The following is an 18015-nucleotide window of genomic DNA, read 5'->3' on the forward strand; positions in this document are numbered from 1 at the left end:
ACCTCGGAAGTCTCATGCATTACGTCCCTTCCGTTTCAAGCAGACCCAACAAGGCGGCCAGGGATTGCTGGGAATTAACCATAAAAGCTTCCAATAAGCGCTGGAAACGGTTCAATATCTGTTGAATCGTTTCTTTTTTAAAGGAATTCTGTTGATAGCTAATCTGCAATAACAATCTTGACCCCGGTATGACTTCGACGTTGAGCGGATAAGGCCACCGGTCTATCCAACGCGTGTTACGGATTTCCGGGCGGCGACCCGATTTTGGGGCGACCTCTTCCCCTGTGAGCACGGGACTCACGGGGTAATTCTGAAAGCGGAGCAGGCTCTCAAACAAAGGGTTAAAGTTCTCTCTCTCACCGGGAGAGAGGATAAAAGGCGGGTCATGCTCACGCTGCTGACGCAGTTCAACCTGTTGCTGCTGAAGGCGGGTCAGCCAGGGGATAAGGGGCATCGCCGGAGAAATGTCCACTGGCGCGGGTAAAATGTTAATCAGCAAGCCAACCATCATCTCAAAATCGGCTGCCGTTGGCCGGTCAGAAACCACCGTCCAAAAGGTGACTCTATCCCGGCCGGTGTAGTAGCGCAGCAGCAGCGCCCACACGCCCTGAGTTACGCTGTTCAGGGTCAGGTGATGCTGTTGGGCAAAGGATTGTAGCCGGCTGGTTGTATCCGGGGACAACCGAAGTTGCTGTTCGTCATAGTCGGCAGGCCGCAGTAAGTCATTCTGAGGTTTCCAGACCCTAAAGGTCTTTGAGACCTTTAGGGTTTCCAATTCTCGCAGCCAGGCGATGTAAGCCCGATAGGGTGGAGCAGGGAGCGTCGCTGGCGGAATTTCACCCCGGCAAAACGCTTCGTAAAATGTAAAGACGTCGCGCCAGAGGGGATAAGTTGACCAGCCATCCAGCAGTAAATGGTGATGGTTCCAGATAAACTCGCAGGTTTTGGCCCCCGTTTGGATGAGGGTCAATCGCATGAGCGGGGGAGAGGTCAAGTCGAAGCCGCGGGCGTGGTCGGCCTGTAACAGCTCGGCTAATTTTACCTGCTGTTGGGTTAAAGACATCTCTTGCCAATTGTGGTACTCCCAGGGAAGGCTGGCCTGCTGATGCACCACCTGGAGCGGTTCAGCCAAACCCTGCCACATGAAAGCAGTCCGCAACATCGGATGACGCTCTACCACGCGCTGCCACGCCCGTCGAAAGGCAGCAATATCCAGGTGGCCGTGCAAGGTACAGGCCCACTGTACCCGGTAAACGCTCGAACCGGGCGCGGCCTGAGTGTACGCCAGCATAGCCTGTTGCAGGGGCGAAAGAGGGTAAATGTCCTCGATGGAGGGGTTGTTGACCCATTGCTCGATCGTTGGCCGGTCGAGCCGGGCCAATGGAAAATCGAGCGGCATATAACGCCGGCCCTGTCCGGCTTGACCGGCGGCAATCAGCGAGCGTAAGATAGTGGTAAAGCTGTCGGCCAAGGCGGCGATGGTGGTTTGTTGATGGGCCAGCTCACTGTAGGTCCAATCCACGTAGAGGTGGCCGTCGGCAATGTAGCAGTCAACTTCTAACGGGTGACTGCGGTGGTTGGCGGGGCCGCGGGCCGGCCCGGTCAGCCGGCGAGTCGTGGACAGCGGCAGCAGGCGAAAGTCGCCTGCCGGCGGGGCCTGTTCAAATTGACCCAGGTAATTAAAACTTACTTCGGCTTGAGGCAAAGCTCGTAATTGGGCGGCAAGGTCGGCCTCGCCGTTGAGGTAGCGTAATAAGCCATAACCAAGGCCGCGCCGGGGGATACGAGCGAGGGTTTGTTGAACCAATTGGATGGCCTGCTCTGGCGAAGCGTCTACCGCCAGGCGCAGGGAGACGGGAAAGAGGGTGGTAAACCAACCAACGGTGCGCGAAAGGTCCAGGCCAGGCCCAATTTCCTCCCGGCCGTGTCCTTCCAGGTCAATCAATAGCGGCTTCAAATCCATACCTCTGGCCGCCAGCCAGCGGGCCAGGGTGAGGGCCAGGCCGGCCAGCAATATTTCGTTGACCTGGCTGCGATAGAGGGCCGGAACTTGGTGGAGTAAGGCGTGGGTAGCCTCAATATCGAGCGACGCCGACGCCACTCGGGCCGAGGCCTCGGTATTTTCGGCGGGGGGGTAGTCTATCGGCAGCCGGGCCGCCTGGGCCGGTAATTCGTTTAGCCAGTAGGCAGCTTCGGCGCGCAGGGCGTCGGATTGGGCGTACTCGCTTAACAGTTCGGCCCACTGTTTGAACGAAGTGGTCTTGGCTGGCAGCCGCAACGGCTCACTCTGAGCAAGCTGGCGGTAAGCCATCTGTAAATCTTCCCGCAAAATGCGCCAGGAAACGCCATCAACGGCCAGGTGGTGCACAACAATGAGCAACCCGGCCGCCTTTTGCGGGCCAAGCTGAAACAGAGCGGCCCGCAGCAGCGGCCCGGTGGATAGGTTCAAGCCAGCCTGCAATTCCTCGGCCACGGCTCGAATGGCTGCCTCTTGCTCCGGCGTGGATAGGGTTGACACATCGGTTTCGATTAAAGGGACAACGCTGGCATCCTCCTCAAGGTCGGCGTTTATTTGCTGCCAGCCGGCCGGGTCGTAGCGCCCAAAACGAAGCCGGAGCGCATCGTGGTGGCAGAGGAGGTGATGAATGGCCTGGGCCACCAGGGTTGGTTCAGGAGACGGCTCAAGCTCAAATAGCACCGGCATATTCCAATGGTGGGGCGCGGCAAAGTTCTGCTCAAAAAACCAACATTGAATGGGAGTCAGGGGTAGCGGGCCTGTTACCGGCCCCTGTTCGGCCTCGATGACGACGGCGGTGTCTACCACCTCGGCCAACCCGGCAATCGTCTGCCGCTCGAAAATTTGGCGGGGAGTGAGCCGCAGGCCGGCCTGGTTGGCCCGGGCGATAAGCTGTAGGCTGAGGATAGAGTCCCCTCCCAATTCAAAGAAGTTGTCGTCAATGCCCACCCGCTCAAAACCAAGCGCCTGGCCCCATAGTTCGGCCAGAATTTGCTCGACCCGGTTGCGCGGCGCGACAAAACTTTCCACCGGCGCGGAATCGGACAGGTCAACCGCCGGCAGGGCGCGACGGTCTACTTTGCCGTTTGGGGTTAGCGGTAACGCCTCCAGGAGCGCAAGCGCCGCGGGGAGCATATACTCTGGCAATTTGCCTTTCAAAAAGTGGTGGAGGTCACGTTTGAAGGTTAAGGGTTGAGTGGCCGAAGGTGATTGAGCCGGAACAATGTAGGCAACAAGGCGGTTGTGGCCGGCCTTGTCTGCTTGCGCGATGACTAACGCTTCGCGTACCTGAGGATGTTGGGCCAGGATGGCCTCGATTTCGGCCAATTCAACCCGGAAGCCTCGAATTTTGACTTGCTGGTCAAAGCGGCCCAGATATTCGATGGTACCATCCGACCGGTAACGAGCCATATCGCCGGTCTTGTACAGACGAGGGAAGGGAGAAGGGAGAGGAGAGAAGAGAGAGGGATGAAGGATGAAATTAATCTCCCCGTCTTCCGCCTTCATCCTTCCGCCTTCATCCCCTGTAAATGGGTTGTGAATAAACCTGGCGGCGGTCAGCTTGGGCTGATTGAGGTAGCCACGCGCTACTCCCTCGCCGCCAATGTGCAACTCGCCAGGCACGCCGACCGGCGCGGGCTGTAAATTTTGGTCGAGGATATAGACCTGCGCGCCGGGAATCACCCGGCCAATCGAGGAGGCCGACCAGGCGGCGGCTTCGGCGGTGTCTGACAATTGGCAGAGCGTCGCAACGACAGTGGTTTCGGTGGGGCCGTAGCCGTTCATCAATTGCACCCGGTTGCCGATGGCCCGGCGCCAAGCTGCCACTCGCTCTGGCAGCACCTTTTCGCCGCCAAAGCTGACCAGTCGCAACGAGGCTGGCAGTCGCCACGGCTCGTTAGCCAGGCCGGTCGCCAGTTCGTGCCAGAAGGCGGTCGGCAAAAACAGGGCCGTGATGCCTCCCTGCCGACACGCCTCCAGAAAAGCAGGAATAGAGCCGGCTATTTCCTCGGCGCGCAACGCCAACGTCGCTCCACAGGTTAGACAGGGATATATTTCTTCCACACTAATGTCAAAACTGATGGGAGCAAACTGTAAAACCCGGTCATTGGCCGTTAACCCATACATCGCCGTGGCTGTTTTGGCGTACCAGGCCAAAGAGTGATGCTCAATCATTACGCCTTTAGGTTGACCCGTGGAGCCGGAGGTGTACATTATGTAAGCCAGGTTCTCAGCCGTAGCCCCGCTCATCGGATTTTCCACGCTTTCCCGGGCAATGACGGCCCCTGCTGTGTCCAGGCAGATGACCCTGAGAGGCGCGATTTTAGATGTTAGATTTTCGATTTTAGCCGCAATCTGCTGTTGAGTGAGCAGGATAGGGGCCTGGGTATCGGCCAGCATAAAGGCCAGTCGTTCTGGAGGATAATCCGGGTCCAGGGGCAGGTAAGCCCCACCGGCCTTGAGGATACCCAACAGGCTCACCACCATCTCCGGGGAACGCTCGAAACAGAGACCAACCGGCGTCTCCGGCCCGACTCCCAACTTTTGCAAATAGTGGGCCAGTTGGTTGGCCCGCCGATTCAGTTCACGGTAGGTTAGCTCGGGTGCCTGGTGTCCAAGGCAAATCACGGCGACCGCAGCCGGGGTGCGCTCGGCCTGGCTCTCAAACAACTTGTGCAGGCAACGAGCGGGGGGGGAGATGTAGCTGGCCAGGCCATTCCACTCCACCAGCAGTTGATGCCGTTCGACCTGGGACAGCAGGGGTAAATCCGATAGACGTTCATCCGGCCTGGCCACGATACCCTTTAGCAGCATTTGAAAATGCCCGGCCAGCCGGGCGATGGTCGGCGGGTCAAACAGGTCGGTATTGTATTCAAACGCCCCGCTCAAGCCCTCGCTTTCTTGAATCAATTCCAGAGAAAGGTCAAATTGGGCCGCGCCGGGGTCAACCGGCAGCCAGGCGGCGGTCAGGCCAGGCAGGGCCAGGGCTTGCAAGGGTGGCTCGTTTTGCCAGCTAAACATCACCTGGAAGAGGGGGTGCCGGCCAGGGTCGCGTTCCGGCTGAAGCACCTCGACCAGTTGGTCAAAGGGAAGGTCTTGCTGGGCGTAAGCATCAAGGGCGACCTGGCGCACCCGCGCCAGCAACTCTCGAAAGGTGGGATTGCCAGACAGGTCGGCGCGCAGCACCAGGGTATTGACAAAAAAACCGATCAGGTTTTCAACCTCGCGGTGGCGGCGATTGGCAATGGGCGAGCCAACGGGAATGTCTAGCTGGCTGGTGTAACGATGCAGGAGGGTTTGAAAAGCGGCCAATAAGGTCATAAAAAGAGTAACTCCCTCCTGCTGACTCAAGACGCGGAGTGACTCGGCCAGCGAGCCGGGCAGGACAAACGTATAGGTTGCGCCACGGAATGTTTGCGTAGTCGGCCGAGGTCGGTCGGTGGGGAGTTGCAAAGTGGGCAGGTCATCAAGCTGCTGCCGCCAGTAATCCAGTTGGGGCCGGAGGGGAAAATCGTCACTCTCCGGTCTCGCCGCCAACCACTGCCGCTGCCAGAGGGCAAAGTCGGCGTATTGGAGGGGCAGGTTGGCCAGCGGAGAGGGCTGGCCGGCGGCGCAGGCCCGATAAAGAGTGGAGAGGTCCTGGAACATGATTTTTCTGGACCACCCATCAGAAACGAGATGGTGGAGAGTTAGCAGGAAGATGTGTTCCTGTTCAGCCAATCGTAATAACGTCGTCCGCCAAAGTGGGCCTCGCCCCAGGTCAAAGGGTTGCCGGGACTCTGCTGTAGCCAGCCGATGGGCCTCAATTTCTCGCTCGGCTGCGGGCAGTTGGGAAAGGTCCACCACCGGCAGCGGTAAGGTCAAGGTGGGGGCAATGCGCTGCGCCGGTTCCCCATTCACTACGGTAAAGGTCGTGCGCAAGGCGGCGTGGCGCTGCGCAAGCTGGTTGAGGCTGTGCGCCAGCGCGTCCACCTGGAGTGGGCCGCTGAGGCGAATAGCCGTCGGCACGTTATAAGCAGCGCTGGCGGGGTCTAGCTGGTGCAGAAACCATAGTCGTTGTTGGGCAAACGAAAGAGGCAGCGCTTCCGCCGCTGAAACAGGCAGGATGGGCGGCGCATTGACGCTGCGCTGGCGCAGCAGCATGAGGGCGTTGCCCAGGCCGCTGACCGTAGGGGTCTCAAACAGAGTGGATAGAGACACCTCGACCTGGAAGGTGTCGCGCAAGCGGGAAACGAGTTGAGTTGCCAGCAGGGAATGCCCGCCCAACTCAAAGAAATTATCGTGGGCGCCGATTGGCTCCAGACCGAGCAGGTCAGCCCACCAGCCGGCCAGCAGTTCCTCGACGATAGTGCGGGGAGGGGCGAAGCCGCCGGACAGAGGGGGACGAGAACGGCCAGGCGGCGGCAGGGCGTGGCGATCCAATTTTTTATTGGCCGTCATGGGCATGGCGTCCAGCATGACAAACGCCGAAGGCAGCATGTAATCAGGCAGCCTGTCCTGCAAGAAAGCGCGTAATTCACTGGCGGTTGGGGCCGGCGACTGGCCGGGAACGATGTAGGCTACCAACCGCTTTTCAGCGGGAATATCTTCCCTGGCCAGGACTACCCCTTCTCGCACAGCCGGATGCTGATGCAACACCGCTTCAATCTCGCCCAACTCCACCCGGAAACCGCGAATCTTGACCTGGTGGTCAAGCCGCCCCAGAAACTCGATGACGCCATCGGCCAGGTAGCGGGCCAGGTCGCCGGTTTTATAGAGCAGAGAGGGGGGATGAGGGTTAAGAGATGAAGGATGAGGGATGAAGGATGAGGAAAGACCATTTTCATCCTTCCGCCTTCCGCCTTCCGCCTTTATCCCTCCAAATGGGTTGGGAATGAATGTTTCGGCGGTCAGGTCAGGCCGGTTGAGATAGCCCCGGGCCAGGCCGGCTCCGCCGATATATAACTCACCGGGCACACCGATGGGCACAGGTTGCAACCGGCTGTCCAAGATGTAGAGTTGCGTATCAGGCAGGGGACGGCCAATAGGAATTGAGGCCAGGAAAGCGTCGGCGGCTTTAGCCTGATGAATAGCAGCCCAGACGGTGGCTTCGGTCGGCCCGTAAAAATTCCAGACCGGCGCGTTCCACTCAAGCAAAGCGGGCAGCATTTCGCCGGGAAAGGTTTCGCCCCCGCAAACAATGAGGCGCAGGGCCAACCCGGTGGGGGGAGTCTCTTTCTGGGCGTGAATCAGTTGGCGCATCGCCGACGGGGTTTGATTGAGTACGGTTACTTGCTCGGCACGCAACAGGTCGTAAAACAGCGTCGGCGACTGAATGGCCTGGGTGGGAACGATGACGAGCCGGCTGCCGCAACCGAGAGGCATCCAAATTTCCCAGACTGAGAAATCAAAGGCGTAAGAGTGAAAAACGGTCCAAACGTCCTCCTCGTTGAAGTCAAACAAGGGGCGCGTGGTTTCAAGCAGGTGTACAACGCTGCGGTGGCAAATCTGCACCCCCTTGGGCCGGCCCGTGGAACCCGAGGTATAAATCACATACGCCAGGTTTTCAGGCTCGACCGGGCTAACCGGGTTGGCTGCGCTCTCCCGGCTGATGAGGTCCCAATCCGAGTCCAGGTATACTACCTCCGCCTGGTGTTCAGGCAGTCCCGGCCGCAATCGCGCCTGGGTAAGCAGGATGGAAACCCCGCTGTCCTCCAGCATGAAGGCCAGCCGTTGGGGATAGGCCGGCTCTAACGGCAGGTAGGCTCCTCCGGCCTTGAGGATGCCCAGCAGTCCCACCATCATTTCCAAAGAACGCTCCACGTAAATTCCTACCACCACCTCCGGCCCTACCCCCCGCGCTTGCAGGTAATGGGCCAACTGATTTGCCCGGCCATTCAGTTCGTGATAGGTGAGTTGTTGGTCAGCGAAACGCACGGCGACGGCTTCAGGCGCGCGGCCGGCCTGGGCCTCGAATAATTGATGGAGACAGCGCTGGCGGGGATAATCCATCGCCGGGAGGTCTGACCCGGCTAAATCTACCAGGAGGTGACGACGCTCTTCGTCGCTCAGGAGGGGCAGGTCAACGATAGGCTGGCGGGGATTACGCGCGATGGCTTGCAGCAGGGCCATAAATTGATGGTCTATCGTCTTGACGCTCTCCTCGGCCAATATCTCCGGGTCATAGAGCCAATAACCGGCCAGACGAGACTCGTCCGGGGCGAGGGCGAGGGTCAGTTCGGCGCCAGGGAGGGGGGCATCGTTATCCGGGTCTATACCCTGTTCGACAATGACCGGCCAGGCGAGCGGACTTGCCACTGTCTTCGGCGACGATGACAGGGTGGGGTATCGGGCTATAATATCCCGGGCATAACTCTGACGGCATCTGACTAAGGCTGTCTCTGCCTGCAAGATGTCGAAAATGTCGGCAAAACTTTGCTCGTAGCCAATATTTACCCGCAGCGGCGCCAGGGGGGCAAAAAAGCCGGTCAATCCGGCCAGGTCACGCCGCAGTCTGGCGTCCCTGAAGCCAAAATCAAAACAGCCGCTCCCGCCAACACGGGCCAGGTAGACGGCAAACGCAGCCAGCAGAAGCTCTCCCCGGGGCCAGGTTTGAGCAAAAGCGGCGACCTCCTCCGGGATGGATAGCGGCGTTAAGACTTTGGGAGTCTGTTTAGTTTGCTTAAGTGGGCCTCGCCTGGCATAAGGAAGGGAGACAGGCTGTAAATCGGCCAGCCGTTCCACCCAAAACGGCTCATGCTGGCAGAGGGTCTCATTCAGCCTGGTCAGGCGTTGCGCTGTGTCCGGCGCAAGCTCGGCCAGGCGAGAGCCTTGACCCAGTTTGAGCCTGGCGACGACATCGGGTATAGAGAGCGACTGGCCGTCAATGGTCAGGATGTGATGGAAGGCGAGGTCGTAAGTGGTGGTCGCCACTTTGATTGAGTCAGGCTCGATGGCGGTAATCGTGCCCGGCGGGACTCCGCACCTGGAGGTGAGCGTCTCAACTTTTGGCGCGATGATGAACTCCTGAGCGACGGCAATCTTGGGCAGGCCAAGCGGGTTAGGGTAGGGACCAAAATCCAGGCTGCGCGCCAGAGCGTCAATATCGTGAGCGGTCTGGTTCCAGGAGAGAACAGCGCCGGCAGCCGGTCTTTGGTAAAGGGGAAAATAGGCGCGCCGGGCCAAATCTTGCTTGATTGGCGATGCCTGACCGGAGGAAAGTTCCTCGACCAGTTCGGTGAAGGAGGTGATGGCGGCGTCGTAGCACTTGGCATTGAGGGTAAAGGCGGTCTCATGGGGTGCCAGGGGAATGGGCCGCTGCTTGAGGATGTCGCCGGCGTCAACCAGGTTGGTCACAACATGCCAGGTGACGGCATGGTCTGTTTCTCGCTGCATAATTGCCCAAGAGGTAGCATGCGCGCCGGCGTATTTCGGCAGGGGGGCGTCGTGGTAGTTGATGGGGTAACGACGAGGCAGGGCCAAAACCTCTTTGGGCAGGATGCGCCAGTTGACGATGCTGAACAGGTAATCAAAGGGCCGGCTCATAAAGGCAACGAGGTCGGCGGCTGGTTCAGCACAAAGGAGGTTATTAGCCCTGGCCCAGTCATTGACCGTCGCATCGGGCGAGATGATGCCGTAAATTTCGTGACCGCGCCGGAGCAGAATTTTGGCGCATTGAATGAGCAGGGTGGTTTCACCAATAATAAAACAACTGAATTTGGGCATCACGCCTCTACTCTATCCAGCCTAAACGGTGGGGCGACCCACAGTAGCACTGAAATAATGGATAAGCCAGCTTTTCTGTGGTGCTTTTGTAGTTGATGGTGATTTGTTCGCCGACCTTAATGTGGCGCAAGGCGACGAGGCTGAACCGTTCTTTACAACTTTCTCATGATGCCGTCCAGCAAAACATCCCTGGACTTGCCGGGTTTTTCGCGCTTTTGGTCAAGTTGGCCTTGCGAATCGGCCAACTTTTGGTTCAGGAGGTGTATCCGCCGGCCTAAGACGCGAATGACCCCCTGGGCAACCTCACTCCGGTCGGCCAGCAACTCATAAAAGGGGGACTGGTCCAGGCGCAACAGGCGGGTATCCTCCAGCGCCGTGGCCGCGGCCGAATGTAACTCGGATTCAAACAGGGCTATTTCTCCCAAAATGTCGCCGTTGCCCAGTTCAGCCAGGGTTTGTTGGTCGTCATGCACCCGGACGCGACCTTCAAAGATCAGATACAAACTATGGCCCGGTTCACCTTTGGCAAAAATTGTTTCGCCACTCTTGACCTCTACCTCTTCCAGGATAGAAGCGACTTCGGCCAGCGCTTCTTCGGGGGTCTCGGCAAAAATATCTACGGCTTTCAAAGCAAAAACCTTTTCTATGGTTGATAACATGGTCACTTTGGCTCCGTTTCTAACTGCTTGCAAATGTTGCGCTACCCGCGCCACCTGGGGACTGGGGTCGTTGCAGGCTGTAAGGGGGGGCCAATATCCGGCCGGGGCCAACTTGATCAGGGCCCACAGGGCGGTTTCCCGCACCATGGGATTGGCCGCCGCGAGGGCTTTGCTGACAACCGGCGCGGCCTCCGTAAGAGAGAGGTGGGCTATGGCATCCAGGGCGCAGGCTGTAATCCAGTCGCCGAGTCGGTTATCTGGTTGGGACAGCTCGACCAGTCGCTGGGATTGGCCCAATTTTTGTTGAGGAAAAACAGCCGTTAATTGTTCCAGTCGGCGCTGGGGAGAAATCGTCTCGTCAAACAGGGGCAGTAATATCGCTTTTAATTCCGCCGGCAGCAAAAGGTCAATGACTTCCAGGGCATAGGCTCTTTTTTCAGCCGAGCTATCCCGCAGGGCCTCTTGAGCCTGTAGAATTGAGGCCGAGTCGTGTACAAAAGAAAGCAGCAAAAAAAGACAGGCCTGGTTTTGCGCCAATTCATGATGCAGGGCGCGCCGGAGGGGTTTTAAGATCTCGTCTTCACCCAGGTCGGTCAGGCTCATCAGCAGCCAGGTGGTGTCGGCGACTTCTTGCTTGAGACGGTCACGAATCAAGGCCGCCTCTTCCGGCTCAGGGCGATAGCCGCACCCGTTCAACGATTTTAACACCTGTAGACGAACATCCCGGTCAGGATAATCCAGCTTATCGCGCAGCAGGGCGATGACCTGGTTTCCCCGCATACGGCCGCAGACCCGGGCCAGCCGGATCAAGGTCTGGCGGGATTGGCCGGGGCGGTCAAAAGCGGCCCGCACTTGTGGCAGCGCCGCCTCGCCTCCGGCTGCCAGGGCCGAAAACGCCGCGGTGGACAGGTTAGGCGTAGATAAAGCTTGAATGACCAACGGCCACAATTGCGGGGCCCGCAGTTTACCTGCTGCCACCAGGGCGGCCCGTTGAACCACGACGTTTTCGTTTTGCAGTAAATTCTGGAGGGGTTGGTAAAAACTACTAATGCCCACTTCTCCCAAAACTTGGGCGGCAAAGGCGCGTTCCGCGCTATCAGGCGCGGCGACGGCTTGCAACAATTGTTGCCCGGCGATGAGCACGCCCTCAATGCCGCCGCTGCGGAGCAAGCCAATCAGCGCGCCTTGCCGGATTTGAGGGTTGGCGTCATCCAGATAAGGTTTTACATTTTCCACCACGTCTGCGCCGCCCAGGGCGGCCAGAGCGCGCAGAGCCGCCGCTCGCACCAGGACCACCTGTTCATACGTCACAACCAACCTGACAGCGCGCAGGGCCGAGGTCGCCTGCCGGCGTTCAATACGCCGCAGCGCCTCCAGCCGCACTTCCGGGGCAGGATGGCGCAAGGCTCGACGCAGAAATGTGTCAAGCGACTCGTGCTCAATTTCTTCCAGGACATCCAAAGCGTAGAGAACCTGGCCCACGTGCGGACTATTAAGTCCTTGCTGCAACACGGCCAGGCTGGACCCATCGGCCAGGGCCAGCAAATCACCCTCCAGCCGGCGCCGGGTCAGGGCTTGGGTCAGAACGACGGCGTATTGCCGGTTTAATAAAAAGATAAGGATAATCCAGCCTACCAGGATGACGAGCAAAATATAATAAAGCTGGATGGCCCCAAACGTCAGATAGTTGGTTAAAACCAGCAAGAGAATGCCGGCCACCCCCCCGGCCATGGGTTCGACGACGCTCTCCACCGCCGTTTGAACCTGTAATTGTTGTTGAGCCGGGAGGGGTTGGTAGAGAACCAGTCCACCGGAGCGGTAAATCGAATATCTGAGGCTACTGTCAAATAACTTGGCGGCGGTGGTCAGCCAGAAAATAAACGCAATTGGTCCCCAGCCGGTGCCAATGATGATGACCAATATGGCGCCGATAGCGACCATTGTCGGCAGCGAGAGTAGCCCACCCAACAAGCCGTATCGTTCCATAAACGGTCCTGAGATGAAAATCCGGCTGACCAGTGAGAGTATTCCGGCCATCGCCAAAAAGTTGCCTATAAAAGCGGCCAGTTGGTCGGCGTTGGTATAGCGAACCTGGGCGCGGTCAAAAAAGGCGTTGTCAACAACATAATAGCTGAGCAAGGCCGTGGCAGACAGGGCAAAAATTAAGACGATGTAACGATTTTTGAAGAAATCCAGGTATGATTTTTGCTCTTTGGCCGGTTGAGACCGTTGACGTTGGAGGGTATCAACGGGGGCAGCAAGCTGGTCGTGGTACAGGTGGGCAATATAGAGAAGCATCCCCAGCGAACCGGCCACGCCGCCGGCCGCCACCAGCAGCAGGTTGGGTGTGCCGATGAGGGCCACGAGGTAGCTCATGGCAAAGCCGCTGATAATCGTGGCCGTTACCTCTCCAGAACCGACCAGGCCAAACAGGCGTTTGCCCTGGCGTAAATTGAACAGCCGGCTGGCCAAGCCCCAAAATTCCAGGCCGGTCAGGGCCCACAACATTTCAAACCAAATCATCAGGGCTAACGTTGGCCACCTGGCCCCGGTTAGCCCCAGTACCAAGCGAAAGGCGCCCAGTCCCATCAATAACATGCTCAAGTTAGCCACCAGCAGCGCCTTAAAGGAGAGATGTTCTTCCAGCCTGGTATAGACGAATCCAACCAGGCTGACCGCGACAGCTACGCCGATATAAACATAGGGCAAGGCCTGGGCGCTATACGCATTGATGAATAAAGCGCTGGCCGCGGCGCTGGTAAAAACTTTGGCAATCCCTATGAAAAGCGAATGCACCAGCAGCAGCATGACCAGTTGCCCCTCGCCGGGGCGAATATTTAAGGCAACCGATAGTCTATTCAGAATGGACATCTCCCTAATGCATCTGGCACGCTGATTGTTTGAATGTGGCTAGATTGGGCCAGTCTCAAAGACTGGCCCAATCTCAAAGCATCAGGCTGACATTGGCACTAAATATACAAAACTGGGGAGTAAGTTCAAAACCTGCTCCCCAGTAATGATAATATGAATTGCGGAACGGTTCATTATTATTAAATTTGTCTATCAACCATTCCGGGTCAGGAGGCTATCCACCTCCACCCCCCGCCGATGGTTCCTGAGTTGGTGGCGGTGGTGGTTCCTGGGTTGGCGGCGGCGGTTCCTCGGTCGGCGGCGGTTCCTCGGTCGGTGGTGGCGGTGGTTCCTCGGTCGGTGGGGGCGGTGGTTCCTCGGTCGGTGGCGGTGGTTCCTGGGTTGGCGGTGCCGGCGGTTCCTGGGTTGGTGGTGGGCTTAAGACATAGAAAAATGTCCACCAGGGGCTTTGCGGGCCGGGATTGCCGGCGGCGTCCATACCCCAGACTCGCCAGCGGCCTTGCGCTGCCCCATTCCACTCAAAAGCATACACCGGGTCAACCACCGAGAATTGGCCTACTCCTTCAATCTCAACCACATAGCCCACCGCATTGGCTACAGACCCCCACTGTAAGGCGACACGGGAGGTGGTGGCATCAATCTGGGTGCCATCGGCCGGGAAGGGATTGCCGGGAGTCTCGGTGACGGGGAGAATGGTTGGGCCAGGTTCAGTGGTTGGTTGAGGTTGCGGTTCGGTAGTGGGTTCGGTGGTTGGTTGCGGCTGCGGTTCCGGTGGGGTATAAACATAGGTAAACTGCCACCAGGGACTTTGAGTCCCCGCGGCGCCGGCGGCATCTATTGCCCACGCTCGCCAGCGAATTGGATTGGTTCCATTCCACTCCATCGAACAGGCATTAACCGGGCAGGCAATTCCACCTACGCCCTCAATTTCAAAGTTATATCCGGCGGCATTGGGGATTGCATCCCATTGCAGGGCAATGATATTGGTGGTGCCGTTGACCGTGGCTCCATCGGCCGGGTAAGGGTTGCCAGGCGCGGGCAGGACGTTTGGATTGGGAGGGGTCACTTGTGATTGGTAAGCAAATTCAAACCAATCGCTTTTCGCGCCGGGATTATTGGCCGCGTCAACCGCCGCTACGCGCCAGCGACCCCGTTGCAGATTCGGGTCCCAGTTCAACACGTAGGTCGTTTCAGTCACTCCGATGACTTGCAGATTACCGGGGTCGGAGTCGGCGCACCATTTACCCGGCCCACACTTGTCAAAGAAGTCAACCTCAACCACGTAGCCCACAGCCTGGTCCACCGCTGACCAGGCCAGGCTAAACTGGGGCGTATTCGACACAAAGCCGTTGGCCGGACTATTGAGGACGGGAGCAGGAAGAGGTGTAGACGGCATTGGGCCAGGGCCAGGAGGGGTGTCGGGGTCTCCACCCTCAAGCAGCACCGTTAACGTTTGCCAATCACTGGGCGGTCCATCCCCATCGTTGTTCCTGCCCCACACGCGCCATTGCCATGTTTCTACGGGTTGTTGGGCCAAAAGAGGCGCGCCGGTCAGACTGGCAAAGAGGTCGCTCAATTGCAATGGCGCTTGCGCCAGTTCCGCCATCAGTTGCACGGGAATAAAGATAAACTCCGGTGTCGTCACCTCAAACGTTTTAGATTTGCCGCTGCTGGATTTGATTTCGATAACGTACCGGATATTCTCGCCGGGGAGCGGCTCCCAGGTCAATTTGATCGGCTGATTGGCCGGCACCGGCGGCAGTTGGATAGTAATTTTCGGCGGCTGGGTCGGCGGCCCAGGGGGTACAGGAGGGGCCTGGTAAGAGAAAGACAACCAATCGGTTCTGGAGCTGGAAACGCCATCGGTGTTGACTATCCAGAGTTGCCAGCGATAGGCTTCTTTGAGATTGAAGCCAAATTTGCCTACAGCCAGTTGGTAACTGGTCGTCGTCACCCCTTCGAGAACGAGGTCGCGCCACGTCCCATTTTCGTACCGCTGAATTTGAATGCCGTACCGCAACACATTCGCATTCGGCACCGACTGCCATTGCAGGTTGATGGGGACGGTTTTATCGCTAAAAATGGTGCCGTCGAGGGTGATAGGTACCGGCGGTCGGGGCGGGTCAACGCAGTTGGGGGTGGGACAGGGTTGATAGAACACGTGTCGCCACTCGCTTTTGGGGCCTTCTCGATTTTGAGCATCTACCGCCCAGACACGCCATCGGAATAAAGTGAGATTATTGGGGGCGGTGTCAACATACCAGGTGTCGCTCGTTTCGGCGATTTTGGTTTTGCCCCCCACATTGCTGCACCATTTACCGGCCTGGCAGATGTCGTGAGCATCAATCTCCACCCGGTATTTTCTGGCGTTCGCCACCGATTTCCACTCCAGGATGGTCTGGCGAGAGGTATGATTAAAGACGGCGCCGTCGGCCGGATAGAGTAATTTGGGCGTGCTCAGTCCAGGAATCACCTCGACGCGCAGCCCGGCCGTGGTTTCGCCAGCCGGATTTTTGGTGTATAACGTAAAGTCGGTCGTACGTTTCAGTTTAATAACCTGTTTACCCGGAGAAACCAGAGGGTCGCGGTGGTCTTCATAGACCAGATAGGCCACCGTGTTCAGACCGCCCTCTAAATCCCAACTCAACACCACCTCCTCATCAGGATTGATGATAGTGCGGTCGGCGACGAATTTATAGATGACCGGCTTGGTTTGAGGCGGCGGCGGTGGCGTCGGTGGAGCGCCGGGCGAAGGTGGGGGCGGCACATTCACAATTGGCAGTTGCGCCACATTACTGGGCGAGGAATATTGAGCATTGGCCGAAATCCAACCCCGCCTGTCGCTGTCGGAGGGATAAACAACCTGCCACCACGTTCCCTCCGGGTTTTTGCCCGTAATCTGCGCAGATTGACCATACGCCAGCACGCCCAGAATCGGGTAATTGGTGCCCGGCCCGGCCCGGACATACAACCCCTTCACAATAATCGTGGCGCGCGGGCTACTGCTGACAATGCTGACCGGTTGCGCGCCGCTGACGGCCTGGCTCGGCTCGACCAGGCTGGGAGGGGCAACCAGGGTAGGGGTAGGCGCAACCGCGCCCTCTCCCGGCGCAGACGGTTGTTCGGGGAGGACGGACTGGGAGGCGCTTACCGTGACCACGTGGGGGTCGCTTGCCTGGTTTTTTACATTATACGCGCGAAGCTCAAGCGCGTGGCTGCCAACAGCCTGCGGAGTCCAGCGATAACTATCGCGTAGCACATTGACAGGCGGCTCAACCGGTTTATTGTAAACGGGCTGACCATCAATCAACAACTCCACTCGCGCCACACCTTGAACATCGGTTGCGCCAAATTCTACTACCACTACTTGACCCATCACCACATTGACACCATTTTGTGGATAGGTAATGACAGCATTTGGCTTACCACCACTTTGACCTAACCCAGAACTAAGGCTGCAAGCCAGAGTGGTGAGCGTAATCAATAAAACAACAACCTTGAGGCGGGACATGCTGAAAATTCTAGTCATCAAATTCCTCCATTTCAATCTAGCCAGGAATAAAGCACATTAGTACTACCTTAACAACTAACTTCTTGTACATTGCCAGGATGATCACCACGCTATTTTTCTGTCATCAGCATGGTTGCCATCTCGATCACCTCGTCTCGACTTGGGGAGTTGAGGTATTTTACATCACTCCAATCGTAGTGCAGGTCTGAAACTTTTTGGTTCTGGCTTGTCCAGGTTAGGATATATGGCAATTATTATACCATAAAAAGTTATTTTCTGGCCCACGAGATTAGTATGCCTCTGGCAAGCAATCCGGCCAAATCGGTTAAGGTCATCAAAACCGAAGAAAAAGGTTCGGGTGTGAACATTGCGGCTCATCTCGTCAATGTGGGCATAAGCAACGTTTTGATGTCGCGGTGCTCATCACCAACGACTCTGATTTGCTTGAACCTCTCAAGACCCCACGCTGTGGTGATGCACGAACCGTGCTGTCCAATGCACGCGGCCTGGCCAAATTGGCGGTTCGGCCAGGGTTTCTGGATTAGGGCTTTGTTTGCCAATTACTTGGTACTGGTGGTGATGACAAAGGAAGTTGGCTCTTTGGGATTTTCCGTGGCATACCCCAATATATAGGGGCGAATCCTTGTGGTCGCCCTGGGCAGGCACAAGACCTGCCCCTACACCACGGAAATTCTGGAAGAACCAGGAAGTTATTTGGGGATAACGTCTAAACGGTTTATTTTTTGGGGGGTAAAAAATCAAGGTTATTTTCTGCGCCCGTAAATAGGTTTGCTGGCGAATTGGTTGGTCAGGATCGTGAGGCCGAGCGCTGACTTTGGCGGTGAAATATTTGATGGCGATAGTCTCGTTTTGGGGTAGCAATAGCTCACATAACCGTTGCAGATTAAGCCATTTGTAAGGTGTTCCTCTTAACGAACCGTAATAGAGGTTAAATCCGTCTACATAAACAATGGTGGGGTATAAATGCAGAAGCCGCAGCATCTGCTACGGCCTCGCGCCCTATTCTCAAAAGAATAGGGGGGATATGCAGATATGATACGGCGAAAAGGGTCATTTGTCAAGAATAAATCTCTACTCAGATTGGTAATTTTACGGCGAAAACCCTCGTTGCCCTGACGGATGAGTTAAGTAGCCAGCACAGTGTTCTTGCTGATGGCCTTTAGCTTAACATTGATCTCGTTTGTTGGAAATCTTTTCTCTCCGACAGGCTGCTAGCCGTAGCAATCCCTACC

At 57.4% G+C, this 18015-nt stretch carries 3 protein-coding genes; all 3 read right to left on the reverse strand.

Going from position 1 to position 18015, the window contains the following annotated elements:
- Window positions 1-19: 19 nt before the first annotated feature.
- The 3 genes from JW953_10130 to JW953_10140 all read right to left on the reverse strand — a co-directional run bounded on the left by JW953_10130 (window position 20) and on the right by JW953_10140 (window position 16780).
- On the reverse strand, window positions 20-9721 hold the full coding sequence (locus JW953_10130) for an amino acid adenylation domain-containing protein (protein MBN1993050.1): 9702 nt from the start codon (window positions 9719-9721) through the stop codon (window positions 20-22).
- Between the two features lie 152 nt (window positions 9722-9873).
- Entirely contained in the window at window positions 9874-13251 is a 3378-nt protein-coding gene (locus tag JW953_10135; GenBank protein MBN1993051.1) for a HEAT repeat domain-containing protein, read from the reverse strand.
- Between the two features lie 214 nt (window positions 13252-13465).
- Complete coding sequence (locus JW953_10140) at window positions 13466-16780, reverse strand: SH3 domain-containing protein (GenBank protein ID MBN1993052.1); 3315 nt, start codon at window positions 16778-16780, stop codon at window positions 13466-13468.
- Window positions 16781-18015: the final 1235 nt, after the last annotated feature.

The organism is Anaerolineae bacterium (genome assembly GCA_016931895.1).
In the GTDB taxonomy this organism is placed as follows: domain Bacteria; phylum Chloroflexota; class Anaerolineae; order 4572-78; family J111; genus JAFGNV01.

What these genes read in the sequence shown, in the direction of transcription:
- JW953_10130 (MBN1993050.1), bottom strand. Translation starts at nt 9,721, where the DNA reads ATGCCCAAATTCAGTTGTTTTATTATTGGTGAAACCACCCTGCTCATT.
- JW953_10135 (MBN1993051.1), bottom strand. Translation starts at nt 13,251, where the DNA reads ATGTCCATTCTGAATAGACTATCGGTTGCCTTAAATATTCGCCCCGGC.
- JW953_10140 (MBN1993052.1), bottom strand. Translation starts at nt 16,780, where the DNA reads ATGACTAGAATTTTCAGCATGTCCCGCCTCAAGGTTGTTGTTTTATTG.